Annotated in this window: 16 protein-coding genes; 9 read left to right on the top strand and 7 right to left on the bottom strand. The window is 69.0% G+C overall.

Features of this window, described 5'->3' with window-relative positions:
* Positions 1–156 precede the first annotated feature (156 nt).
* The gene (locus tag ABGB10_RS20195; protein WP_347662407.1) at positions 157–1,809 is read left to right on the top strand and encodes a condensation domain-containing protein; all 1,653 of its coding nucleotides are present in this window, start codon (positions 157–159) and stop codon (positions 1,807–1,809) included.
* 543 nt (positions 1,810–2,352) lie between these two features.
* Here the strand turns inward: ABGB10_RS20195 and ABGB10_RS20190 are convergent.
* The 7 genes from ABGB10_RS20190 to ABGB10_RS20160 all read right to left on the bottom strand — a co-directional run bounded on the left by ABGB10_RS20190 (position 2,353) and on the right by ABGB10_RS20160 (position 14,057).
* Complete coding sequence (locus ABGB10_RS20190; RefSeq protein WP_347662406.1) at positions 2,353–3,588, bottom strand: acyl-CoA dehydrogenase family protein; 1,236 nt, start codon at positions 3,586–3,588, stop codon at positions 2,353–2,355.
* Between the two features lie 236 nt (positions 3,589–3,824).
* Positions 3,825–7,376 carry an amino acid adenylation domain-containing protein gene (locus tag ABGB10_RS20185; RefSeq protein WP_347662405.1) on the bottom strand — a complete coding sequence of 1,184 codons (3,552 nt, stop codon included), beginning with the start codon at positions 7,374–7,376 and terminating at the stop codon, positions 3,825–3,827.
* Between the two features lie 147 nt (positions 7,377–7,523).
* Positions 7,524–8,837, bottom strand: coding sequence for a PLP-dependent aminotransferase family protein (locus tag ABGB10_RS20180; RefSeq protein WP_347662404.1), 1,314 nt, complete (start codon positions 8,835–8,837; stop codon positions 7,524–7,526).
* Complete coding sequence (locus tag ABGB10_RS20175; protein WP_347662403.1) at positions 8,816–10,120, bottom strand: enoyl-CoA hydratase/isomerase family protein; 1,305 nt, start codon at positions 10,118–10,120, stop codon at positions 8,816–8,818. The genes ABGB10_RS20180 and ABGB10_RS20175 overlap by 22 nt, the downstream gene beginning before the upstream one ends.
* The gene (locus ABGB10_RS20170) at positions 10,117–11,361 is read right to left on the bottom strand and encodes a cytochrome P450 (RefSeq protein WP_347662402.1); all 1,245 of its coding nucleotides are present in this window, start codon (positions 11,359–11,361) and stop codon (positions 10,117–10,119) included. Before ABGB10_RS20170 ends, ABGB10_RS20175 begins: the two co-directional genes overlap by 4 nt.
* A gap of 192 nt (positions 11,362–11,553) precedes the next feature.
* Positions 11,554–12,570 carry an alcohol dehydrogenase catalytic domain-containing protein gene (locus tag ABGB10_RS20165; RefSeq protein ID WP_347662516.1) on the bottom strand — a complete coding sequence of 339 codons (1,017 nt, stop codon included), beginning with the start codon at positions 12,568–12,570 and terminating at the stop codon, positions 11,554–11,556.
* A 305-nt stretch (positions 12,571–12,875) separates the two neighbouring features.
* Positions 12,876–14,057, bottom strand: coding sequence for an acyl-CoA dehydrogenase family protein (locus ABGB10_RS20160; RefSeq protein ID WP_347662401.1), 1,182 nt, complete (start codon positions 14,055–14,057; stop codon positions 12,876–12,878).
* A 309-nt stretch (positions 14,058–14,366) separates the two neighbouring features.
* On the opposite strand from ABGB10_RS20160, the gene ABGB10_RS20155 reads away from it, so the two are divergent.
* The 8 genes from ABGB10_RS20155 to sbnA all read left to right on the top strand — a co-directional run bounded on the left by ABGB10_RS20155 (position 14,367) and on the right by sbnA (position 26,257).
* On the top strand, positions 14,367–17,585 hold the full coding sequence (locus ABGB10_RS20155; RefSeq protein ID WP_347662400.1) for a condensation domain-containing protein: 3,219 nt from the start codon (positions 14,367–14,369) through the stop codon (positions 17,583–17,585).
* A gap of 168 nt (positions 17,586–17,753) precedes the next feature.
* Positions 17,754–19,340, top strand: a complete 1,587-nt coding sequence (locus tag ABGB10_RS20150) for an amino acid adenylation domain-containing protein (protein WP_347662399.1) — start codon at positions 17,754–17,756, stop codon at positions 19,338–19,340.
* 92 nt (positions 19,341–19,432) lie between these two features.
* Positions 19,433–20,206, top strand: a complete 774-nt coding sequence (locus tag ABGB10_RS20145; RefSeq protein ID WP_347662398.1) for an alpha/beta fold hydrolase — start codon at positions 19,433–19,435, stop codon at positions 20,204–20,206.
* Positions 20,207–20,401: 195 nt separating this feature from the next.
* Positions 20,402–22,264 (top strand): FAD/NAD(P)-binding protein, encoded by a 1,863-nt coding sequence (locus ABGB10_RS20140; protein ID WP_347662397.1) that lies wholly within the window; start codon positions 20,402–20,404, stop codon positions 22,262–22,264.
* Positions 22,261–23,841, top strand: coding sequence for an AMP-binding protein (locus tag ABGB10_RS20135; protein WP_347662396.1), 1,581 nt, complete (start codon positions 22,261–22,263; stop codon positions 23,839–23,841). Before ABGB10_RS20140 ends, ABGB10_RS20135 begins: the two co-directional genes overlap by 4 nt.
* A 4-nt stretch (positions 23,842–23,845) precedes the next feature.
* A complete protein-coding gene (locus ABGB10_RS20130) occupies positions 23,846–24,901 on the top strand; it encodes a phosphopantetheine-binding protein (RefSeq protein ID WP_347662395.1) in 1,056 nt (351 codons plus the stop codon).
* 111 nt (positions 24,902–25,012) lie between these two features.
* Positions 25,013–25,222, top strand: coding sequence for an MbtH family NRPS accessory protein (locus tag ABGB10_RS20125; protein WP_124773869.1), 210 nt, complete (start codon positions 25,013–25,015; stop codon positions 25,220–25,222).
* A 69-nt stretch (positions 25,223–25,291) separates the two neighbouring features.
* Positions 25,292–26,257, top strand: a complete 966-nt coding sequence (gene sbnA / locus ABGB10_RS20120) for a 2,3-diaminopropionate biosynthesis protein SbnA (RefSeq protein ID WP_347662394.1) — start codon at positions 25,292–25,294, stop codon at positions 26,255–26,257.
* The last annotated feature ends 4 nt before the right edge of the window (positions 26,258–26,261 follow it).

Here is a 26,261-nt window from a genome sequence, read left to right as displayed (position 1 = left end):
GGGTGCACCTCAGGGATTGCCCTCGCCTCGGTCAGCGACCGCACGGTGCAGGCCGCTGGGCAACAAGAGAGGTGCGAGGCCGCAGCAGGTGGAGCGATCCTCAGCCTCTGGGCAACCGTGGTTGCCGGCCCTTCCTATCCCCTCCGAGGAGTGGAAATGACGCAGCAAGAAGCCCTGGAAACCTCCGACACCGCTCCGTGGTCGGGCGTTGTCGGGGACGAGCGCCCGCAAGGCGAGACGGAGGTCATGGTCGAGCGCCTCTTCGCCGAGATGCTCAATGTCCCCGGCCTGCCGCGCACGGCCTCCGTCTTCGATCTCGGACTCGACTCGGTGTGGGTGACAGTCGCCTGTGCCCGGCTGGAGCAGATGACCGGGGTACGTGTCAGGTTCACCCAGGTCTTCCGGACTCCCACCGTTGCCCAGCTCGCAGCGTGGATCGACTCCGCTCGCGGCTCGGTGAGCAACGAGCAGGACGTCCCCGCCGGGCCTTCCGGGGCCGAAGGCGACGAACTCGTGGCCATCTCGCCGATTCAGGCGGAGTCTGTTCCGCAGAAGATCGTGGTCGAGATTGCCTGGTGGTTCGACGGCGAAATCGATGCGGCGGCTCTGGAGAGTGCCGCGACCGATGTCCATCGCCGTCACCAGGCGCTGCACGCCCGGTACCTCAGCGGGCCGGATCTCGGCCTGGCGGAAGTGCCGGCCGATCCGGGACGGGTGGAGTTTCACCGGTTGGCCGAGGAGGCCAGTGACAAGGCTGCGACCGAAGCGCTCAGGCGGGCGATGCGGACGCCGCTCAGGGTCGACGAGGGGAAGGTCTGGCGGTGCGTGCTCGTACGCAACGGGCAGACCGGGCGCACCCTGTTCGGGGTGGCCGTGGACCACTCGGGGTTCGATGGTCGTTCGTGGGACATCTTGACCGGAGAGCTGCCGGTTGCCTACGCGGCGCGGGTGGCCGGGAGGGCGCCGCAGTGGCCGGGCCGAACCGCCTCGCTGGCCGAGATGGCCTGCGACTTCCGGCACCAGCTCGCGTCGTCGGACATCGAGGCACAGCGCCAGTACTGGCGCGACGAGCTCCGTGAACTACCGGCCTGCCAGTTTCCCAGCCATCGCGACGGGGCGGTGACGGTGCCCCTCATGCATGACGGCTCGCGGTACTCAGCCGCAGGTCCGGCCGTCCTGCGCAGCTTCCGGGTACCGGAGTCGGACCTGCGGTCCTGGAACGACTACGCCCGGGCCAACGGCATGCCGCCATCCGTGGGTATCGCGGCGGTGTACGTGGAGTCCCTCGTCCGGGCGGGTGCGTCGCCAGATTTCGCGGTGATGGTCCCGATCGCGAACAATTCCGGCGAGGTGATCGACAGGACCATCACCAACCGGGTCGGCACGATTCTGCTGCGCCCGAATGCCCCGTCCCGGTCAGGCTCGCACCTCCTCGCGCGAGTCCGCGGGTCGTATCAGCAGGCGATGGCTGCCCGCGACGCTCTCGTCGCCCCGAAGGATCTGGCAGACGCGCTCAGCGGATCCGAGGGAGTGATCCCGCTCGACCGGATGGTCGCTCTGAACTACAACTCGACACCCAGCCTCAGCCTCGGTGGCGTTGACGGGGCACTCGTGACCGAGGGCACCGCGTTTGCCACGAAGACCTTCTTCGTCGTGATGCTCATGGTGACGCCGACTCCGGAGGGGCTTCACATCGGCTTCCAGGTGCGGACCGACAAGCACGACGCCAGCCTTGTCGACGACATCCAGCAACACTTCCTCGACATCATCCGCGACGGGCCCGAGCGACTTGAACGGGGGACGTCGTGACCGGGGCTGACAATCGTGGCTGTCACAGCGGGGGCGGCCGGAGATCCTGATCAGGTGCCTGCGGTTGAAACCGACCGCGTCCGACTCTGACCTCGATGGACAGCACCGCCAGGCGCTGGGAGTTTCCCGCCGGGCGGTGCTGACCCATTCCCGCGCTCCGCCGGCGCGGCCGCCAGGGGCGGCTTTGGGCCGTTCGAAGATCGTGCGAGGGCTGTCTGCCAGCGCGTGGACCGCCGTCGGCTCGACCTGCCGACGGCGTCGTGGATGCGACCGGCCCGACGGTTTCGCCGCCGGCGTCCCCGACCACGTCGGGTTCGCCGCGAAGCCGGGTTTGCCCGGCGGCCGTCGACCCCTGCATGCCGTGGCCCGCACCCGACCACTCCCACCAGCGGACACCGCGAGGTTGTTCGGGCGCGCCCCAACGGCGGCGGTGGCACGCTCGAACAACCCTCCACGCGCTGAGCGGGGATCGTCCGTGCTGGGCGGAGGACGACCCGTCCGCCCGGCGTCACCGGTGCGGACGGGCGAAGCGGCAGTGGGGTGTCAGCTCGCCAGGCTCTTGGCGAGCTCGCGCAGGGCGACCGTGGGCAACAGGATCGAGAGCCCGGCGTGGGTGCGCAGCGTGGACATGTCCCGCCACACCCGCTCCAGGCGCTCACCCTGCCGCAGCGCACTCGAGCCCGCCGTGGGGATGATGTACTTCGACATCGCCTCCCAACACAGGTTGGCGGCGTGTCGGCAGACGGCCGAGAGGCGCAGATCCGACTCCCTGGTCGCCGCGGCCGGACCCTGGGCCGCCGTGCGATGCCACTGCTGGATCGCGCTCAGCAGGGCGCCCTCGGCGGTGCCGATCATCCCGACGGCTTCGCTGTACCACATCTGGTAGTCCGGGTCCTGATAGCGGGGCACCACCGGTGGCACCAGGGTCGTCCGGTCGCGGAGCAGGTCCTCGTACGTGTCCAGCGCTCCCCGCGCCATGCCTACCGCCATGGAGCAGTTGAGGAGGCTGATGAAGGCATGCTGCGTGCCGCCGTACTCCGGGTTGCCGTGCAGGGTCCGGCCCGGCGTGCCCGACGTCGCGTCGTGGTCGACGATCCGCACGCCAGGTTGCGCCAGGTGGTCGGGGATGTGGCTGTTCCTCATCGTGATGCTGTGCGAGCCACTGCCCCGCAGGCCCATGAGCTGTCCCCAGTCGTCCAGTCGCACCCACTGGTCCTGCGGCGCGACGAAGAGCAGCGTCTCCGGGGGGTTCCCATTGTCCGCGGGCATCATCGCGTGTGCCATGAAGTGGGTGCCGTACGGCGCTCCGGAGCAGTACGACCAGGTGCCGTTGACCGTCCATCCGCCACCGGCAGCGGGGACGGCTGATCCGCTGGGGACCGCGGTACTGGGGCAGATGAAGTCGCCGCCGCTGAAGAGCTCCGCCTGCGCCCGCTCGTCGAACAACGTCGCGGCCATGAGCGCGTGCGAGGCCCCGAGGCTGTACATCCAGCCGGTCGAGGCGCATCCCCGTACCAGGGTCATGGCGACGCGCAGGAAGGTCTCCACGCCGAATTCGTATCCGCCGTAACGACGGGGCACCAGAATTCGGTAGAAGCCGTTTCGGGCGAAGCGTTCGTGGATGTCCTCGGCGTAGAAACCGCGTTCCTCCGCCTCACCTTGGCGTTTCACGAGTTCGGGCACCATCGCCTCGGCCCTCGCTATCACCTGATCCGGCGTGAGCCCCGGTTCGGGCGGAGTGGGGAGGTCGGGTTCGGCGGTTTTCATGTTCGCGGTCATTGACCATCCATCTCTGGTTTACCGACGATCGCCGCTGCCGGATGTAATGGTGCGGAGTTCCTCGTACGGGGGTGAAGGGAGTCTTCCGCCCATCCGTTCGAAACGCGGACGACTGGTCGCCTCCACGCCTCCACCTTCGTCCCTCCGTGCCGCCGTCGACCACTTCGCGGTTGCCTGATCCCGGCCGATTGTCGTGGTCGCGACGCCGCTGCCGGAGGTTGCGTCAGCGGTGCAGATCAACCCATTCCGGTGACCACGGATGCCAGCATCGTCCAGTCCGTCGGCGCATCCGGCTCCACCGCCAACAGCACGAGGTCGGTGTCCTCTGCCGCCGCCCGCCAGGAGCGGAGCAGGGCGTGGTCGCGGCTCACCACCCACTGCGGCGCATGCCCCGGCGGGTGCGGTTCGCTCGGCGCGGATGGTTCGACCGCGAGCACCTTCGGCCCGACGCCGATCCGCTCGCGGACGGTGTGGGCGATGTCGGCCGCCACTGTCACCAGTTCACCGCGCGCTGCCAGCACGGCCGCGCCCGGAGCATCAATCGTCGCCAGCCGTGCCGGCACGTCCTGCGGGCACCGCCCGTCGGCGATGTCGAGGATCGACACCTTGAACCAGCGCTCGAAATCCGCCACGGCCTGCGCCGGCCAGGCCTCGTCACCCTGCAGGAGCACCAGCGCGGACCGATCCGCACGACCAGACCAGCGCAGCGGCGGTACGCCGGCGGCGAGCCGAAGCTGCCGGATCCGCTGTGCCAGATCGGCTGCGGTGGCCGCGGCTACGATGTCGTCCAGACGAAGCTGGACGCCCAACTCGCGCCGTACGTGGGCGCGAAGCTTCCAGGCGAGTCGCAGGTCTCCGGCGAGCTGACCAGGGTCGTCGTCGCGGCTGGCGCTGCCCCCGGAAACGTATTGCCATGCCTCGGACATCCAGCGTGCTTCCGGATCGCTCTCGACGACGTTGCGTCGTGGTGGCTTGATACGGGCCAGTGCCGCCCGATCGATCTTGCCGGTCGCGGTCAGTGGCATCGTGCTGAGCAGGGCGTACGAGGACGGCACCATGTACGCCGGCAACGCCTGGCGGGCATGCGCAGCGACCCGGCTCACCAGGTCCTGGACGGCCCCTGACTGTCGTGGCTGGAGGAACGCCACGATGTTCCTGCTGTCGCGATCGTGGCCGGCCACCACGGTCGCGGCGAACGCGATGTCCGGGTGCCCGCTGAGGACGCTCTCGATCTCGTCCGGTTCGATGCGATGCCCGCGTATCTTGACCTGACGGTCGTTGCGTCCTCGCAGCTCCAGCCGACCGTCGGCGCGCCACCGGGCGAGGTCACCGGTGCGGTAGAGCCGGCCGCCTTCGCTGGTCGGATCGGGCACGAAGCGCTCGGCGGTCTGCGCCGGGGCACCGATGTAACCCCGCGCCACACCGACACCGCCGAGATAGAGCTCGCCGACCACACCAGGCGGCACGGGCGAACCTGCGGCATCGAGGATGCGCAGCCAGACACCGGGCAACGGGCGACCGACCGGCACGATGGACATCTGCGGGTCTCGCGGCAGCCGTTCGCACACCGCGTACATCGAGGCCTCCGTGGGCCCGTAGGTGTGCCAGAACTCCTTCGTACAGCTGACCAACCGGCTGGCCAGCTCCGGCGAGACGACGTCGCCTCCGCACGACACGATCAACTCCGGGTCGCCGGGCCAACCCGTCGCGAAGAGGATGCGCCAGGTCATCGGCGTGGCCTGCATGACGTCGGGCCGATGCCGTGCCAGGACAGCCTGCAACTCCGCTCCGTTGCGTGCCTGGGCGCTGGTCGCCAGAATCGTCCGTCCGCCGCTGGTCAGGGCGAGGAACGTCTCCAGCATCGCGATGTCGAAGGAGATCGTGGTCACCGCGAGCAGCGACTGGGCCGGCTGGAAGTCGAGCAGCTGCCGGGTGGCGACCAGGCAGTTGGCCAGGCCGCGATGGGTCACCGCGACGCCCTTCGGACGTCCGGTGGATCCGGAGGTGTACAGCACGTAGGCCAGTGAATCCGGGTGCGGCGGTCGGCCGGGCGGTGCCGGGTCGGCCGCCAGCAGGTCGGACAGCGACACCACCGGTACGCCGAGCGCTGTCACCCGTTCGATCGGCAGGGCGTCATCGGTGATCACCCCGCCGCATCCGCTGTCGCCGACGATGTAGGACAGGCGCTCGGTGGGATGGTCCGGATCCATGGGTACGGCGGCCAGACCGGCTCGGGCAACTCCGAGCAGGATCGCCGGCAGCTCCACACGACGGGCGACGAGGATGCCGATCGGTGATTCGGGCGGAAGTCGAAGCGTGCCCAACGCGGCTGCTATCCGGGTCGCCGCGGCGTCCAGCTCCGAGTAGGTGTGCACGACGTCGGCCATCACCACCGCCGGCCGGTCGGGCGTCCGCCGGATCCAACGACCGACCAGCTCGACAAGCGTGTCCTCACCGCTGGCGCCCGAGGTCGGGGCCTCCCACTTGGCCAGCCGCGTCCGGTCGGTCGGATGGATCACGTCGAGTTCGCCGATCGGCCTGGCCGGGCACTGTACGAGGCCATGCAGCAGGGTCGAGTAGCTGCGCCCCATCCGATCGAGGGTCTGCTCGTCGAACAGCCCGACCGCGCCTCGCCACTCGCCGACAATGCCGTCGTCACCGACGGCAACGGCAAATTCGAGTTCGTACGGTGAGTGCGCCACCGGCAGGTCGATGTCCCGTGCCACCATTCCGGCCCAGGTGGTGGGCGGTTCGGCTCCGGTGTCGCACCGGAAGCCGACCTGGACTTCGAGCCCGTCGCTCTGTTCCGGTCGCAGCGCCCGCGAGAGCACCGCGTTCAGCACGTCGGGGTGGTCGACCGGCTGCGCCGCCATGGTGTGCTCGGCCTGGAGCGTGTCGACGACCGAGGTGTGCGGGTCGAGAGCGTGTCGCAAGATCTGGATGTCGTCGGCTGCGACAGCAACGTCGCCGATGCGGGTGGGTTTGGGTGAGCCGAGCAGGATGTCCCGCTCGCCGGTCTCCCGGAGGAGAAGGATGCGTAGGGCACTCCGCAGGACTGTGGCCACGGAGACGCCCACGCGGTCGGCAAACGCCCGCAGGAGGGCGGTGTGACTCTCCTCCAGCCACCAGGCCGTCGTGATCGACCGGCCATGACCGCGCCCGCGGCCACGGCTGACGGGCCACGTGATCGGCCTGTGTGCCAGCACGGCACGAGAGACGCCGTCGAGCGTGGCGACACTCCCGACGACGCGGCCCGGGCTGCCCTGCTCCACGGCAGGCATGTCGTTCGACGGCCAGGGCGGGCCGGCGAGTGCTGACGGATACCGCTCACCCAGCTCGTCGAGCAGCCGCGCTGCCACGGACCGGCCGCCCACCGCGGCGTGGATGGTCAGCACCACCAGCGTCCTGCCGCCCTCCACCGGATACCCGCCAACCCTGATCGCAGGTCGGTCGTCCAGGTCGAAATGACGGCTCGCGTCGACCGCGGCAACCCTGAGCGCGGCGCCCAACGATCGTGGAGCACCGGCGATGAACTCCACCGGCCATCCATCGCTGGAAACCAGCAGCGGTTCTCCGTCGACGTCACGGAAGTGGCGTCGCAACACGGCGTGTCGACGCTGGAGATCTGCGCATGCGGCGGCCAGGGCGGCAAGGACCACGTCACCCGCTACCAGGACCGCCCGGCAGTGTTGCAGGCCGCCGGCCCAGAAGGCCGTCTGCTCGGCAAGATACAACGCGAGTTGGCTGGCGGTCGGCCGCCGCTCGGATGACGAGACGTCGTTGCTCATTGCTCCTCCTTCGCCTGGGCGCCGGTCGTCGCCGTCACCGGCTGTCGTCGCCAGCCTCGGCGCCTGTGTCGTGATCGACGCGGCAACCGAGCGACCGGAGTGACCGCCCCAGCGGCATGTTCGCGCCGAGCGCGATCGGCGTGTCCTCTACAACGCGTTGACAAAGTCAGCCAGCCGACCGGTGCCCTCGACGATCTCCTGATGCTCGAGCGAGGAGCACGACAGCCGAATTCGGCGCTCGCCGCCCCCGCCGAGGTGGAAGCCGCGCATCGGGGTCCAGAGCACGCCGTACGTCTCCGCGGAATGCCGCAACAGCGCGTCATCGGCCTCGACCGGGAGCTCGACCTGGACGAAGTAGCCGCCTTCGGGAGCCCACCAGCGAACCCTGGTGCTCGGCTGATCGGGTTCGCCGAAGTGGTGGACAAGCCGATCGAGGAGGACGGCTCGGTTGCCGCGCAGGTGCGCCGCCTTTCGCTGGCCCAGGGCGGCGATGGAACCCCCATGTTGAATGAGAAGCCCGCCGATCAGGGCCTGAGCCAGAGGCGACGTGTTCAGGGTGACCGCGTTCTTGGCAGCGGCGATCATGGCCGCCAGTCGCACCGGCGGACCCGAGCGCGACTCGACCCACTGGTCAGCCACCACGTAGCCCACCCGGGCACCCGGCACCGCCACCTTCGCGAAGGTGCCGGTGTGCACCACCCGACCGTCGCGATCGAGCGCCTTGAGGCTGGGCAGCCGGTCGTCCGAAGCGGCCGTGAACGCGTACGGATTGTCCTCGATCAGGATGAGGTCGAGGGCAGACGCCTCCGCCAGCAGACGATGTCGGGCGGCGAGCGAGAGCCGGTTTCCCGACGGGTTGGCGAAGTCAGGGGAGACGTACAGCGCGCGGAGGCGACGGCCGGCTGCCCTCTCCCGCTCCGACACCGTACGGAGGGCCGCCAGGTCGGGACCGGTGCCATCGTCCGGCACCGGGTGAACCGCGATGTCCAGGGAACCGGCCGCCGCGACCACGCCGACGTAGGACGGATCAGTGACCGCCAGGCTGGCACCCGGCGGATGAAGGACACGCAGGGTGAGGAACAGCGCCTCCTGACACCCGACCGTCATGACAATCGCTTCCGGGGAGACGTCGATGCCCTCGTCGGCCCGCAGTGCGGCGGCAACCAGGTCGTTGATGATCCCCTTGCTTGGGCCGTACTGGAACAGGTGTCGGCGCACCGCCTCCTCGCTGAAACCGGCGGCACGTCGGGCCTCGACGAAGGTGTCCAGCAGCGGACCGACCGCGACGTCGGCGAAGAACGGTTCGTAGGGGGCGCCCGGCGCGAACGAGATGGCGTCGGGGAACTCGGCCACGATCTCGTTGAGGAAGGTCATGGCGGCGACCTGTCGGCTGGACACGCTGCGATGCAGATCATCAGCGTGCAGGTGCGTCCCGGTGATCAGCGTTGCCGTTGCATCCACTGCTGCTCCAACCGATGCAGTACGTCCCGGCTGTACAGCCGCTGAACTTGGACTTCCGCGAACTCGGCGAGGTAGCCCCGGAACTGGTCCTCGGTCTCCTCGAAGGCGGTGAGCATGTGCCGATTGGCCACCACGGCCGGGTTGTCCATGGCGTGGACCGCGTCGTCGACCGCGTCGTCGACGCCGTCCTCCGCCACGACGACGTCGCACAGCAGCGCGGCGACCGGGTCGCGGGCCGCTATCCGCCTTCCGCCCAGGAGAACCTGTCGAGCCAGCCTCGGGCCGAGGAGGCGGCCGAGCCTGAGATTGGCCGCACCGGGCACGATGCCCTCCCGTGCCGCCGGCAACGTGAAGTAGGCCGTGTCCAGGCCGATCACGTAGTCGAAGGTCAGCATCAGCTGCATGCCGCCGCCGATGGCGAACCCGTCGACCACGGCGACCCATGGCTTGCCGCCCCGAGCCGTCGGATCGACCTCCTGCCGGGGGTCCCACAGGCCACGCTGGATCTTGCTCAGGTAGCCCATCTCCCGCTGCATGACGAAGCCCAGGAAGGGGATCTGCCCAGCGCACAGGAGTGTCAGGTTGATTCCCGAGCTGAAGACCCGACGGCCGGCGTACCTCGGGTGCTCCATGACGGCGCCCCGCACGACGCCCACGCGTACGCCCGGATCCAGGAGGGCCAGGTCGACAGCGACCTCCAACTGCTCACCGAGGGGCTCGTCCTCCGCGTTGAGATAGCGCTGGTTGGCGACGGTTATCTCGGCGACCCCGTCCGTACGTCGCACGGACACCACCGGCATCTCGACCACGCCGGTCCGTTGGAACTTCGGCAGCCGCGAGCGGGCCTCGTCCGTCGGCAGTCGCTGTGAGCGCAGCAGGTCGCCGCCCGCACCGGATCGGAGCAGCGCGGAGTACGCGATGCCCTGGTCGATCTCGAAGCCCTCCTTGGCGGCTTGACGACGGCCACGTTCCCGCTCCATCTCCGCCCGGTTCGGCGTCAAGCCGGGAACCAGGTCGGCCAGCCGGTACGACAGGTCAGCCAGGGACCGCCGCTGTGGGCTCTCTCCGACGATGTCCCGACAGAGCTGGTCCGCTCGGGCGTCCAGCAGTTGGCGCCTCGCTGCGCGCGCGTGTCCGTGTGCCGCACTGGCTCGGCTCTGCTGGTCGGGGTTGCGGTCGGCGGGAGCGGGCAACGTCGACAACAGGTCGGCCGTGCGGGCCGCGGCATCCGTCACCGCGGCCCGTAGGCGGTCCCGCACCAGGGGAGTGGTTGGTGGAGTCACGCTGACTCGGCAGCGGGCGCGGACAGCAGGACTGGCAACTCGTCCCGACCGTTCATGATGAATGTGCTCTGCGGCTTGATCTCCGACGCCGGAACCGCGAGAGCAAGATCGGGGAAGTGGGCAAACAGCGCAGGGACCGCGATCTCGGCCTCCAGCCGCCCCAGGGCCTTGCCAATGCAGCTGTACCCGCCGTGACCGAAGGACAGGTGGTCCTTGCGCGGCCGGGTGATGTCGTAGGAGCCGGCGCTCGCGCCGTGGATGGCGGGATCGCGTCCGATGGCGGCGAAGTTCATGAGGACCGGCTCGCCCGCGCCGATCGTCACGTCGCCGAGCTGGACATCCTCGGTGGGAAAGCGAAACGGCAGATGTGCCACCGGAGCCTCGACGCGAAGTGTCTCCTCGATCGCGTCCTGCCACGAGGCGTTCCCGGACCTGATCAGCTCGAGCTGGTCGGGATGGGTGAGTAGTGCGAGAATCGAGTTGATCACCAGGTTGGTGACGGTTTCGGTGCCGGTCCCCAGCAGGAACGACAACGTGCCGACAATCTCGGCGTCGCGCAGCCCTGAGCCATCCTTCTCCTGGGCGGCGATCAGATCACTCATGAGATCGTCCGCCGGGTTTCCGCGCTTTGCCTCGACCAGATCGGCCATCTCCATGAGGCCCTGCTCGACGCTCGCCGCTATCTCCTCGCCGGTCTTGGTCGTGTCGACCTGCGCCTCGCCGTCGCCCAGAATGGTCCCCCGGGCCGCGTCGGCAATACCGAGGACATCGAATATCACGTGGGCGGCGAGCGGATACGCGTACCTCGCCTTGAGGTCGACGATCGAGCCGGTCTGGCTGGTGGAAAGACCGGCCAACAGGCCCGCGACGGCCGCGTCGATCGTCGGCCGCATCGCCTCGATCCGTCGCGGCGTGAATCTTCTTGCCACCAGCCCACGCATTTTGCTGTGCGCTTGTCCGTACGTCGTGTTCATGTTGTCCATGAGCGCCCAGTCGATGAGGGGGAAGCTCGGGTCGACCTCGCCGTCGACGAACGCGGTCCAGTGCTGATGCCCGTCCTTGGACATCCGCGGGTCTCCCAGCGCCTGCCTACCGGCTTCGTAGCCGGTGATCGACCACGCCCGTACGCCATTGGGTAGCTCGACCTGGGCGACTGGCCCGCGCTCGCGAATCTGCGCATTCTCCCCGTGGATATCGGCACCGGACGTGTCGATGACAACCGGAGGGTCTTCGTTCTGCATAACGCCGTCCTCGCTGCTCAGTGAGACCAGCCTCGTGCCGGAAAATGACCGACCTTCATCGATGACGATGGCATGACCTGCCCCGGGGACACCTCTTGCTGAATGCTGCCGCAGGCGTGGTGGTCCGCCGTTGCGGGCATGCTGTTCTGATCGACGTTCCGAGAGGTCACCGCGCGGGGAACGGCCGCCCGCTCAGTAGGTGACGACGGCGCGGAAACGAACCTCTCCAGCGGCCACCCGGTCGACCGCCTCGGCGATCTCCTCCTTGGGAAAGACCTCGATATGGGGGGTGACGGCCCCGCGAGCTGCCAGGTCGAGGGCCTCGACGAGATAGGGGAGACCGTTGTGGGTGGCACCGAGGATCGACTGACCCTTGGCGAAGAACTGTCGCGACGGGTCGATGGCGAAGGAACCCGACGGGTCGATTGTCGCGAGCACCATGCGGCCATTGACCCGAAGGCCCGTGAGGCATTCGGCGGCGGCCTCGTACGAGGTGCCTGCGACGACGACGACGTCCGCGCCGCCGATGCCCGCGAGAGCCTCCCCGTCGGACACCACGTGGTCGGCCCCAAGTTCGCGGGCGACCTCGTGCTTGTCCGGCGTACGGGTCACGGCCACGGTCTCGAAGCCGCAGGCCTTGCTGAACTGCACGGCCAGGTGGCCGAGGCCGCCGATGCCGAGCACGGCGACCCGTTCGTGTGGCTGGGGATTCGCGGCCCGCAACGCCGACCACGAGGTGTACCCGGCGCACAGCAGCGGCGCGGCCATCTCGTACGGCAGCTCGTCCGGCAGCAGCACCGTGGAGGACGCGGGTACCACCAGGTACTCGGCGTGGCCACCGGCCCTGGTCAGCCCGGTCATCTCCGGGTTGTCGCAGTTCATGCCGGTGATGCCGGTGACCGGGAGGTTGAGCCGGCAGTGATCGCACGAGCCGCAGCCGCTCTGGATCCAGGTGGCGCCGACCCGGTCACCGACCTTGCGCGCGGTCACCCCGAGACCGACCTCGGCGACCTCACCGGCAGGCTCGTGCCCGACGATGACCGGTTCGATCGGCGGAAACGGATACGTACCGTCGGTGAGCCACACATCATTGCGACACAGACCGCTCGCGTGCACGCGGATGAGCACCTCGCCGGGACCCGGCACGGGCTTGGGAACCTCGGTCAACTCCCAGGTCTGACCGGCTGCGGGACACACTGATGCCAGCATCACGACGACGCCTTTCCGAGTATGACCGGCGGTTGAGGCGGCCGATCCTGATGAATGAAGTCCTCAGCCGGATCCCAGCGGCGGGTCGAGCACGCCTGGGACACCGGATCGTCGACCAGCCACCGTCGGACCCAAGTCAGGGGAAACGCACACTGGGCTGGCCGAGCCGGGGAACGCCTCCGGAGGCCGTCCGCTGTCCACGGTTGATCCGCAGGCCTCGTGGGTGAGCTGCGGACGGCACTCCGGAGCGGTGCTCCTGGTCGCGGTCACCGGCCACCCTGTGCGGGCCCCGGTGAACGCGACGGTCAGACGAAGGGCGTGTTGCTGTCCAGTCCGCAGACAATCCGGCCGTACAGCTCCAGGTTGGTCTTCGGGTGCAGGATGGCGTGCAGGTTGAGCGCCTGTACGTCCCGCTGGATGCGCTGGATCGGCACGTCCGTGTGAATGGACGAACCGCCGCTCGCGCCGTGCAGGATGTCGACCGCCTCCTTGGCCCGCTGGCAGGCGGCGCCCAGATCGAGCCGTATGCGGGCCCGCTCCTCGAGCGTCCACGGCTCGCCCGCCTGGCCCTTGCTGTCGATCATGTCGGCCGCGCGGTGGGCGTGGAAGCCGACCTCGTCGATGTTGGTGATCGCCTCGGCGACCTCCAGGTGGGTGACCGGTGCCTCGGCCTGGTTCTCGTAGGCGGTGTAGGTGATCTTCCGGCCGGGCAGTCGCTCGAGGAAGGCGTCCTTCGCCGCCCTGGCAAGGCCAAGGGCCGGCGCGCTGATGGTGGCGCAGGCGGTCGGCATGAAGGGGGCCTTGAAAATCCTCGCGTCGGCGTTCAGCCGGGACTGGTGCTGACCCTGCAGCACCGGCCCCATCTGGAGGACCCGCTCGGCCGGGATGAAGACGTCCTTCGCGATCGTGGTGATGCTGCCGGAGCCGCGCAGCCCCGACGTGTGCCAGTCGTCGACGATCTCCAGGTCGGCGATCGGGATGGCCGCCATGATCGGTGCGAAGCCGCCGTCACCGGTCGGCGTGACAGCGGCGTTCGTGTTCCAGGTACTCTGCTGGGCCCCGGTGTTGAACGACCACCGACCGTTGATGACGAAGCCGCCCTCGGTCGGAACGGCCACCGCGCCGGGGCTGAGAATTCCGCTGATGCGCACGTCCGGGGTTGCGAACACCTCGTCCTGCACCTCGTCCGGGAACAGCCCCGTCATCCAGGTGCTGATCGACCACACCGCGACCGTCCACGCGGTCGAGCCGTCGCCGCGTCCGAGCTCCGCCACGACATCCACGACAGTTCGCATGTCCGACTCGTAGCCGCCGTAGCGCACCGGGACCCGCATCTTCAGGATGCCGGCGTCGGTGATCGCGTCGACGACGTCGTCGTGGATCCGTCGGTTCTCCTCCATCCAGACGGCCTTGTCCCGCAGCAGCGGGACAAGCTCAGAGGCGCGACGGACCAGCTCGTCCCTGGGCGGCGCTTGCGTAATCTCCATCGAGTTTCTCCTTAGCAGGCGTCCCGCGGCCGCGCTGCGTCATAGGGGCCGATATCGGAATCAGCGGCTATGCCGACATTTCCAGGTCGGCCGGCTTGCCGCGTCTTCGCGCTTGCTGCCCGGCCACGCTGCCCGGCCACGCTTCCCACCACAGTGGTCGGCGCGGCGGTCGTCGAGCAAGAGCGGAGATGGCCGTCGGTAGCGCGGCTGTGACGCTCCCAGAGTGCTGCGCGCGATGAGCGGGCAGCTGATTCCACCTATGGCGTGGCCGGCGCGGATCGATTCGTTCCAGCCAGGATGGGAATGAGCATGGCAAATCGCTTCGACGCCGGTGGCGTACTGGGGGACCTGACCACCGCGCGGGAGGAGATCCTGTGCGGGTTGTTCGCGCAGGTGCTGGGCGTCGACCGGGTGAGGGTCGAGGACAGCTTCTTCGACCTGGGCGGCCAGTCCCTTCGGGCCATCCGGCTGATCAGCCGCATCCGCGCGGTGCTCGGCGTGGAGGTCGCGGTCCGTACGCTGTTCTCGAATCCGACAGTCGCGCAGCTGGCCAGAGCCCTGGACGAGGCCGGCAACTCCCGGCCCCGGCTGGTGGCCACGACGCGGCCGGAGCGTCTGCCGCTGTCGTTCGCTCAGCGGCGACTGTGGTTCCTGGACCGGCTCAGCGGGCCGAGCCCGGTCTACAACATGCCGTTCGCCTGGCGGCTTGAGGGCTCGCCGGATGTGGGCGCACTGGAGTCGGCGCTGCGGGACGTGGTCCGGCGACATGAGTCGCTGCGGACGATCTTTCCGGTGGTGGCCGGTCAGCCGTACCAGCAGATCGTGGACGCCGCCGAGGCGGCGCCGGAACTGACGGTGGTGGAGACGGACCAGGCGACCCTGCCCAGCCTTCTGGAGCAGGCGACGCGACACGTCTTCGACCTGGCGACCCAGCTGCCGGTCCGGGCCTGGTTGTTCCGGCTGGCGCCGCAGGAGCATGTGCTGTTGCTGATGACCCATCACACCGCCTGTGACGGATGGTCGATGGGCATCCTGGTGCGCGATCTGGCCGAGGCGTACCGGGCCCGGACGGGCGGCCACGCGCCAGGGTGGCCAGAGCTGCCGGTGCAGTACGCGGACTACACCCTGTGGGAGCGCGGCCTGCTCGGCGACAGCGGTGAGGCGAGCAGCATCTTGTCCGGACAGGTGAACTACTGGACGTCGGCTCTGCGTGACCTGCCCGACGAACTGGCACTCCCGTACGACCGCCCGCGGCCGGTCGAACCGACCGACCACGGCGGCATGGTCGTGGTGACACTGGACGCCCAACTGCACAGCGACCTGGCAACGTTGGCGCGCCAACACAGGACGACCCTGTTCATGGTGCTCCATGCCGGGCTGGCGGCGCTGCTGTCCCGCTGCGGCGCGGGCACCGACATCCCGATCGGCACGCCGGTTGCCGGCCGCTCCGACGAGGCGGTCCACGATCTGGTCGGGTTCTTCGTCAACACCCTCGTGCTGCGAGCCGACCTGAGCGGCGACCCGACCTTCGCCGAGCTGCTGGCCCGCATCCGCGAGACCGACCTCGCCGCCTACTCCAACCAGGACGTGCCGTTCGAGCGCCTGGTCGAGATCCTCAATCCGGCCCGCTCGGTGTCCCGGCATTCGTTGTTCCAGGTGATGCTCGTCTCCGACAACGCGGACACGGGCAGGTGGGAGCTGCCCGGCCTGCGGATCGAGCCCACGCCGCTCGGTCACGAGACGACCAAGTTCGACCTGTCGCTCTTCGTCCGCCCGCTGTACGACGCCGACGGCTCGCCCGCGGGTATCCGGGGCACCTTCGAGTACGCGCAGGACCTCTTCGACGAATCGACCGTCGAGGCTCTCGCCGAACGACTCACGCGACTGCTGCGCCAGGTCGTCGACGACCCGTCCCGCCCGGTCGGCGAATACGAGGTGCTGGCGGATGACGAGCGGCAGCGGATCCTGCACGACTGGAACGACACCGGCCGGGCGGTGCCCGGGCTCACCCTGCCGCAGCTGTTCCAACAACAGGCGGCCCGGACGCCGGATGCCACGGCGGTGGTCTGCGGCGGGAACCAGCTCTCCTACGCCGAGCTGGACCACCGGGCCAACCAGCTCGCTCGCCATCTGGTCGCTCTCGGCGCCGGCCCGGAGAAGTCGGTGGCGATCGCACTGCCGCACGGTGAGCTTCTGGTCATCGCGCTGCTGGCGGTGTTGAAGGCCGGTGCGGCCCACCTGCCGGTCGACCCGGACCGGCCCGCGGGCGAGGTCGAGTTCATGTTCACTGACGCTCGCCCGACGGTGGTGATCACCGATACCCACGCCACTGCTGCCGGGCTGCCCGCGGCCGGTGGCCCCCCGGTCATGATCCTGGATGCCGCCGGTACGCGCGACGCCCTGACGAGTGTGCCGGGGACTGCCCTCTGCGACGACGAGCGGACCGCCGCGCTGCGGCACACCCACCCGGCGTACGTGGTCTACACCTCTGGCGTGGCGGGTGCCCCTGCGGGCGTTACCGTCACCCATCGGGGCGTCATCAACTACTGCGCCTGGGCGAGCGCCACCTATCGGGTCGACGGGGAAAGTGCGGCCCCGGTTCGCCCCGGGTTGTCGTCCGGCCTCGCCATCAGTTCGATCCTGTTGCCGTTGCTGGCCGGGGGCACGGTCGTGCTGATCCCGGAGGGTGTCGGCGGCGAGCCGCTGACCGCCTTCCTGGACGGCGCGGCGGGCCCGGTGTCTCCCGTGCGGCTGAAGCCGTCGGATCTGCGGGCAATGGCCGGGCACGAGGACCGGGCGGCGGACCGAAAGACGGTGCTGGTCATCGGTGGCGAGACACTTCCCACCTCGGTGACGCGCGACTGGTCGCACGGCGGTGCGGAGATCCACCGGGAGTACGGAGCGGAGGAGTGCACCGTCGGCAGCGTCGCGCACCGCGTCGGCGATGAGTCGGGTGCTGTCGTGCCGATGGGACGTCCGATCTGGAACACGCGCGTCTTCGTGCTCGACAACCTCTTGCGGCCGGTCCCGCCGGGTGTTTCCGGAGAGCTGTACGTGGCGGGTGCGGGGCTGGCGCGAGGATATCTGGGCCAGGCAGGGCGGACGGCCCAGCAGTTCGTGGCGTGCCCGTTCGGCGTGGGTGAGCGGATGTACCGGACCGGCGACCTGGTGCGGTGGCGTCCGGACGGGACCCTGGAGTTCGCGGGGCAACTGGACGAGCTGACGTCACCGTCTCCGGACTCCGGCGCTCCAGTTCGTGACGGGGTGGCGTCGCCGCAGGAGGAGCGTCTGTGCGAGTTGTTCGCGCAGGTGCTGGGTGTCGACCAGGTGGGAGTCGGGGACAGCTTCTTCGATCTGGGCGGCCACTCTCTGCTGGCAGCGGTTCTCATCGCGAAGATCACCGAGCGCTTCGGCGTGGAGCTGTCTCTCAAACAGTTCTTCAGCAACCCCTCGGTCGGCGCTGTCAACGAATACCTGAGCGATGTTTCCACTGGCGAGCGGGTCGGGCCGGCCGCAACGGGTGAGTAGCACCGGCGGGGGCGCCTTCCGACGATGACGGATGGAAGCACCTCTCGCTGTCGTGTTGCCGAAGCGCGGATTCGCGCCCTTATCTCGGAGGAACCCCATGAGCAGATATCCGGAACAGCTGGTTGACCGTGACGGACGCGGCTGGCGCCCAGAGCTGGCAGCCGACGCATGACCGGTCATCCCAGCCCTCAGCCGCTGATCCACGCCGCCGTGGCCGGGCAGGCCGCGCGTGACCCGGACGCCACCGCACTCGTCTGGCACGACCGGACGATCAGCTACGGCACGCTCGACGCGGCCGCGAACGACTACGCCGTAGACCTGCATGATCGCGGTGTCCGGCCGGGGCAGGTCGTGCCGATTCTGTTGGATCGGTCGCCGGACATGGTGGCGCTCCAGTTGGGTGTGCTCAAGACGGGGGCGGCCTACACGAATCTCGACCCGAACTGGCCGGTGGAGCGGCAGAGGATCATCCTCGACCTCATCGCGCCCGCGGTGGTCGTCAGCACGGACAACCAGTGGGACGGCCGGTTCGACCGCTACCAACCGTCGGATGGCGGCATCGACGGCGCGGCCCGGCGCGCACGACCGTTCCACCCGGCACCGGTGCCACCGGACGCGCCGGCGACCGTCTTCTTCACGTCCGGCACGACGGGCGTACCGAAGGGTGTGTTGTCACCGCACCAGGCGGTGACCCGGCTCTTCGGGTCCCCGGGCCTCGACGGTTTTGGGCCTGGCCACACGACCCCGCAGGTAGCGGCGCTGGCCTGGGACATGTACGCCTTCGAGCTGTGGGGGCAGCTCACGACGGGCGGCACCGTGGTGCTGATCCCGGAGAACTACCTGCTACCCGACACGCTGCGCCAGATCGTGTCGAGGCACGGCGTCGACACGCTGTGGATCACCACGTCCGTGTTCAACATGTTCGTCGACGAGGCCCCGGACTGCTTCGGCGGCCTCGCCCGCGTCTACACCGGCGGCGAGAAGGCGTCGCCGGAGCACATGCGCGCTTTCCTCAGCCGCCATCCCGACCTCCCGCTCTGGAACGCGTACGGGCCAGCCGAGAGCTGCATGATCACAACTCTCCGGCGGCTGGTGCCCGCGGACTGCGATGTGCCGGGGGGGATTCCGGTCGGCACACCGGTGCAGGGTACGAGCGTGGTGCTGCTCGACAAGAGCGATCAACGCTGCGAACCCGGTCAGGAGGGCGAGCTGTGCATCGCCGGCCAGGGCCTGGCGACCGGCTACCTCGGGCAGCCCGAGCTGACCCTGGAGAAGTTCCCGACCATCGACCTCGACGGGCTTCTGGTGCGTCTCTACCGCACCGGCGACATGGGGGTCTGGGACGACGACGGCGTCCTGCACTACCGCGGCCGGCGTGATCGCCAGATCAAGATCAGCGGACAACGGATCGAGCTCGCCGAGATCGAGTCGGTGGCCGGCTCGCTACCGGGCGTCCGGAACTGCATCGCCTTCCCGATGACCAACCTGGAGGGCCTGCCACAGCGGTTGGCGCTGGTGTATCAGGTCCCGAGATCGGACGCGCATCCGTCGGGGCCACCGGAGGACGACCCCCTGGGCGTGCACGCCCAGTTGCGTCAACTGCTGCCCGCGTACATGGTGCCGCAGATCGTCCGCGGCCTGGCGCAGTATCCGGTGACCGCCAATGGCAAGGTCGACCGCGCGGCACTGCACGAGATCGCCCGGCAGTCGCGGCCCGCCGGTCGAGTCAGATCGGGACGCGGCCGTGAGCGCTGAAGCGGACGGCACCTCGCTCGCGGTCACCCGCCCGCGGCTCGACGCCGACGAGGCCACCGACATTCCCGCTGCCGCTGCCGCCGGGCCTCGCCATGCGTAGCGGCGCGGGGCGGAGCACCGGGCGGGTACGTCCCAGAAACCCGTGGTTCCCGTTCGAGACGGGCGAGGAGGCTTCGGTCCGCCTGCTGTGCCTGCCGCACGCCGGTGCGGGTGCGACGGTCTACCGGGCCTGGGGTCGCGGCTTGCCGGCGACGGTTGCCGCCTGCCCCGTCCAACCGCCCGGGCGGGAGACCCGGCGCTCCGAACAACCGCTGACGTCGGCGGTGGAGATGGCCCGGCAGTTGGCCCCGGAGGTGATCAGGACGGTGCGACCGCCGTACGCCATCTTCGGCCACAGCACCGGCGCCCTGTGTGCCTTCGAGGTCGTGCGGGAGATCCGTCGTCTGAACGGACCGCTGCCGGTCCACCTCTTCGTCGCCGGCCGGCGTCCGCCGAGCATGCCGATGATCAGGACCGAGCTTGCCGGGCTGCCGGCCGACGAGCTGGCGGTGGTGCTGCGCCGGCTCGGCGGGACACCCGAGGAGATCCTGGCGGAGCCGTTCATGCTGGAGCTGATCCAGCCGCTGCTCGTCGCCGACTTCCACGTCAACGAGATGTACAGCTACCACCCCGAACCCCGCCTGCCAATCCCCATCACGGCTTTCGCCAGCACACGTGACCACTTCGCGGCACCGGACCAGGTCGCCGGATGGGAGCAGGAGACGAGCGACCGGTACGCGCAGCTCGTGCTGGACGGCGATCACTTCGCGATTTTCGAGAACTCCCCGGTGGTGCTGGGGCGGATAGCCGCTGATCTGGGGACGTAGTCACGATTCTGCCGCGATCAGCGGAGCTGACGGCGGCAATCGCGAAGGTGTGACAGGTCGTGCGGGACTGAAATCGTCAGTGAGGGCCGTCGGTGCGGTATGCGGTCGTTGGCCCATCACTGCCTACCTGGAGGGTCTTCGATGGGTGAGTACTACGCGCCGGACCAACGGAGAAAATCGGTCACTGTTGCGATCGTGGGCCTCGGTGTCCGAGGGCTCAGTGTTCTGGAGCGTCTCATCAGCCACGCGGCCCTCGCCGATCAGAATCTGACGTTCGACCTGCACCTCGTGGACTCCAACCCGGCCCAGCCGCGGCAGTACGACATTCATCAGCCGGACTATCTTCTGCTCAATCACGCGTGCGCGTACGCCTCGATGTTTCCCTCCGCCAGATCCGTCTCGCACGCGCCCGCGATGCGCGGCCCGAACCTCTTCGAGTGGGCGCGGGAACGCGGGATGCGGGTGGCAGCCGACGGCTTCACGGTAGGAGCCGACGGGCGCCCGGTCAGGCCGAACGACAACCTGCCGCGGCGGGTCTTCGGCGAGTATCTGCTGTGGTTTCAACAGTATCTGCGGGACAACGCTCCGGACAACGTGCGCCTGATCGGGCACGCGTCCAACGCGGTGGACCTCCAGCAGAAGGGTGACACCTCGATCCTGTGTCTCGACAACGGTGACCGCGTCGAGGCGGATCACGTCTTCGTGACAGTCGGCCAACGCCCCTCCCAACCGCAGCGCGATCAGGATGCCTCTGCCGACCGACTGATCGGTTCGCCGTACCCGCTGCCTGGACAACTCGCGTCCGTACAGCCGTCCGAGACCGTCGCCATCGCGGGCCTCGGTCTGACGGCAACGGACGCGATCCTCGCGCTGACGGTGGGGCGGGGCGGCAGATTCGACCGGACGGTCCTACCCGAGCGGTATGTGGCGAGCGGTCGTGAGCCCCGCATCGTCGTGTTCTCCCGCTCCGGCCTGCCGTATCGCGCGCGACCCGCGCCGTCGTCAGTCGTGTCGTACGAGCCGGTCGCGTTCACGCGGTCGGCAGTCGACGGGCTGCGCACCCGGACGCCGCAACTGGACTTCGACCGCGATGTTCTGCCGCTGCTCCTGCTCGAACTACGGGTGGCGTACCGGCGGGCGGCGCTCCTGCAACAGGCGGGTGCCCAGGACGCGGAGGCATTTCTTCTCCGTGCGCGCGCGGCCGCCGTCGAGGGGCGCCTCGACGAACTCGCCGAGCTGCCCGGGGCGGCCGAATTCGACGCCGAGGCGGCCTACCACGGGCGCCCGACCCCGAGCGCCCAGGATTCCGCGGCGTCGGCCGACGGCGAGACGTACCAGCGATCGCTGGAGTCCTGGATGGCGGCCGACATAGCGAACGCGGCCCGCGGATTCGACGGCAGCCCCTTCAAGGCGGCAACCGAGATGTGTCGCGAGGTCCGCGACACCATCAGGTACGCGATCGAATTCGGCGGACTGACGGACGCCTCGCTCGACCGGTTCTACCGCTACCACGTCGAAGCGATCAACCGCCTGGTGATCGGCCCGGAGAAGGAGCGGTCCGCCAACATCCTGACGCTGCTCCGCTCGGGTGTGGTGTCGATGTCCCTGGGGCCGAATCCCCTGGTGAGCTGGGATGACGACAGTCGCACCTGGGCCTTGTCCTCGACGGCGTTTCCGGTCCGCAGCACGGTCAGCGCGGACTGGCTCTACCAGGGCTACACCGATCGCCTGAAATCCCTGCGGGACGACCCGACCGTGGTCGGGGCGATGGCCCGGCGGGGCATGGTCCGGCGATTCAAGCCGGACAGCCCTGTCGTGTCCTCCATCGATGTCGACGATCAGGGTCATCCCGTCGGAGAGGACGGCAGCTCGGCCTCCCGGATCTGGGTCTTCGGGCTGCTCTGTGAGGGTGCGACGTTCTACAACGGCTACCTCACCTCCCCGGAACGCTTCGAGCGCGCCCAGTTCGACGTCGACCGCGCCGTGCACCAGCTCGTCGAGGGGATCCGGCAGGAAGGGCAGACCGTGAGCGCGTTCGAGGGAGGTCAGCACCGATGATCATCGAGACCGGACTCTGGGGAGGGGTGTCCCAGCCGCCCTGCGTGCTCGAATCGTTCGAGCGTGCGGTCGGCCGCCAGCCCGGAGCACTCGCCGTGAGCGACCCGGAACACCAGCTGACCTACCGTGAACTGGCCGCATGGATCGCCCGCATCATCGGTCTGCTGCGAGAAGCGGGTGTCGGCCCGGGCGACACGGTTGCCGTCACCGGACCTCGGTCCGCGGCGATCGTGGCCGCGGCCTGGGCCGTCGTCGGCGCGGGCGCCACCTACCTACCGCTGGACAGCAGCTTTCCCCGCAAGCGTCTCGGCTACATGCTCGCCGAGAGCGGCGCGAAGGTCCTCCTGCACACGGGGTCCGACCCGGAGCTGCCGGCGCCTCGTCGGGTCAGCATCCCGGCGTGGACCGAGGTGGAGCGGCTGGCAGGGGCTGGCCTGACCTTCGTCCCGTGCACGCCGGACACGCCCGTCTACGTCATCTACACCTCCGGGTCGACCGGTAACCCCAAAGGGGTGGCTCTCCCGCACAGCTGTATCGACAACATGGCGCACTGGCAGCGGCACCACTCCGTCCGCCAGGACCTGCGCACTGCGCAGTTCGCGCCGCTGAACTTCGACATCTGGTTCCAGGAGACGCTCAGTACGCTCGGCGGCGGCGGATCGCTGGTCATCATGCCCGAGGAGTTGCGGCAGGACCCGATCGAGTTGCTGGACTGGCTCGCGCGAGAGCGCATCGAGCGGCTGTTCCTGCCCTGCGTCGCGCTGCACATGCTGGCGACAGCGGCTACGGCGTTCGACTCACTGGCGAACCTCGCCCTCCGCGAGATCAATACCGCCGGCGAGCAACTCGTCTGCACGCCGGCGATCAAGGAATTCTTCCAGCGCCTGCCCGAGTGCGCTCTCAACAACCACTACGGCCAGAGTGAGTCGCATACGGTGTCGGTGCACACGTTGGCCGGGGAGAGCAGCTCGTGGCCCGCGCTGTCGCCGATCGGTCTGCCACTGCCGGGTTGCGAGATCCTGCTGGACACCGCCGAGCCCGGTGACTCGCAGATCGGTGAACTGCTCGTGGCCGGATCGCCACTGTCACTGGGATACCTGAGCCAGCCGGAGTTGAACGCGCAGCGGTATGTGCAGGTCGCCCGGACAGCACACGGGCACACCCGGGCGTTTCGGACCGGTGACCTGGTGAGCGTGGAGAACGGGGTGCTGCACTTTCTCGGCCGTACCGACGACGAAGTCAAGATCCGCGGGTACCGGGTCAACCCGCTCGAGATCGAGGCATGCCTGGGCAGACAGCCGGGAGTGGTGGAAGCCGTCTGTGTCCCCGTGAGCATGGGCGCCGGCTCCCGTCAGCTACGAGCAGCCGTGACGGTCGCGGCCACCGCGGAGTTCGACGCGGCCACCGCGCTCGCCGCCCTCCGCGAGGAGCTTCCCTGGTACTCGGTCCCACCATCCATCACGGTGCTGCCCGCCCTCCCACGTACGCCGAGTGGAAAGGCCGACCGAGCCGCCGTCGCGCGGCTGCTGGCTCCGGGCAACCGATCTGCGGTAGCCGCCGACGCAGGGGAGCGATGAGATCGTGTCCGCCAATCCAAGACTTCTTGTCCTCGACTACCCGGGTCGGCGACCCGAGGCACACATCAGCGAGATGCATCTCGACCGATCCGGGTTCGATTGCCAGGATCTGCTGACGTCCCCGATGCCGACCGCGCTCACGACTCCGGCGTACGCCAGCGAGCTCTTCGCGCGGCAGCGACCAGATCGCCCGGTTGCCCTGGTCGCGTACTGCGCCGCCGCGCCACTGGCTGTCGCGATGGCCGCACTCCTGGCGGGCCCTGCCGGTCCCGTGCCCATCGTGCTGCTCGACCCGCAGCAGACTCCACCGTCCGAGATCCTCCACGAGTACCACGAGGTCGTGCGTCAGGTCGAGGGCCGAGCGCCCAATGTCGAGCGGCCGCCGCTGCTCGATATCGAGGGACTGCTCGCCACTCCCGAGACGCTGGTGAAGCGCATCGGGGAGGACCTGCGCCTTCGTGCGCGGCTGGCCCTGGCCGCGTTCGGGTTCGGCGACGCCGACGTCAGCGGCCCGGTCGAGGGCGTGGTCGGCGTCTACGTCGAATGGCTCACGTTCCTCGTAGCCGCGCACCACGACGAGCAGCCGGCGCCGCGGGGCCCGATCCTGCAGGTGATCTCACAGGGTCATCCGGCCGACGCCGGCTGGCTGGGCGCGACCGACCTCCGAACCGTCCGCGTGTCGTGCGACCGACCGGAGCTGGCTGCCGACGCCGAGGCTCGGGCGGCGGTCCTCGACTTCCTCCACGGGATCACCGCCGGGGCCTCGATCGAGACGAAAGGCGAGGAACAGAACGTGCAGGCTGACCTTGTCACCGAGACCGAACTCGCCCTGGCCCGGATGTGGGCGGACGTCCTAGGGGTCGACGTCGTCGGCCGTGGCGACAACTTCTTCGACCTCGGCGGGGACTCGATGCTCGCGACCAGGTTGGTGCTGTCGGCCCGGCGTACCTGGAACGTGGACTTCAGCGTCCGGGTGCTCGTCGACTCGCCGGTGCTCAAGGATCTGGCCGACCGGATCGACGTGCTGGTCGGCGCCGCGACCACCGGATCCCGTCGATGAGGTGGTCGGCAACGGGCAAGGTTCCCGGTCTGTCCGCAACGCGCACGATCGATGCGGACGGCTGGCCCGGCACTCGAGCGAAAGTGATCAACAGCGAAGCGAGGAGCACCCGTGTCCAACCCGTTTGACGACGCCGACGCTCGATATCGCGTTCTGGTGAACGACGAAGCCCAGTACTCACTGTGGCCCGCCGCCATCGCCTGTCCCGACGGTTGGGTCGTCGTCCATGACGACGACTCCCGCTCTGCCTGCCTCGAGTACATCGAGGATCACTGGACAGACATGCGTCCGGCAAGCCTCGTCCGCTCCCAGGATGGCTGAGAGCCCAGCGGGTACGGTGCCGGCCCACCGGCTGATGCCGCCCGCGTACCACTGGCGTAGCGAGGACCGATGATCTTCAACGCTGCGTACGACATCGTCACCGACGACATCTTTCTCGACCTGGCCGGGTTCGTTCCCGGGGTCGATCTGAACCTGAAGCTGGAGGGCCTGAATCCCGCCGGGTCCATCAAGCTGAAGACCGCCGTCGGGCTGATCGAAGACCTGATCAGCAGATCCGGCATCGGCCCCGGCGACCGGCTGATCGAATCGTCCTCCGGCAACCTCGGTATCGCCCTCGGAACCGTGTGCGTCACCCGGGGGATCAGTCTCACGATCGTCGCCGATCCCAACACCAACGCGGCGGCCATCCGCACGATGCGGGCGCAGGGCACCACTGTCGTGGTCGTCACCGAACGGGACGCCAACGGTGGATTCCTGCAAACCCGGATCGACTACATCCGGTCCCAGCTGAAGCAGGACCGGAAGCTGTTCTGGCCCAACCAGTACGCCAACCGGGCCAACAGTTCTGCGCACTACCGGCAGACAGCCCGCAGCATCCTCGACGAACTGCCCGATGTTGGTGCCGTGGTCATCGGGGTGAGCACCTCCGGCACACTCATGGGCTGTCTGGAGTTCTTCCGCGAGCACCGCCCGACCACCCGGATCATCGCCGTCGACTCCGAAGGATCGATCCTCTTCGCGGATCAGGGCGCTCCGCGCCTCATTCCCGGCCTGGGCGCGAGCCTCCGTCCCGAGCTGCTCGTCGACGGCGGCGACTACGAGCGGGTGGTGGTGCCCGAAGTCGAGACGGTTTCCGCGTGCCACCTCGTGGCGCGCCGGTACGGACTGCTGGTCGGTGGGTCCACCGGTACGGTGCTCGCCGCGGTGCGTCGCCTGGCACCGACGTTCCGGAACGGGAAACCGGTGGTGGCCATCTCGCCAGACACCGGGGAACGGTACGTCGACACCATCTACTCCGAGAAGTGGGTGGCTGAGCACTTCCCGGGAATCGACTCGGTCCTGGCTCGGTGGTGAGGAG

The sequence above is a fragment of the Micromonospora sp. B9E7 genome (assembly GCF_039871815.1).
Taxonomy (GTDB): domain Bacteria; phylum Actinomycetota; class Actinomycetes; order Mycobacteriales; family Micromonosporaceae; genus Micromonospora.
This window is presented reverse-complemented; position numbering and strand designations above follow the sequence as displayed.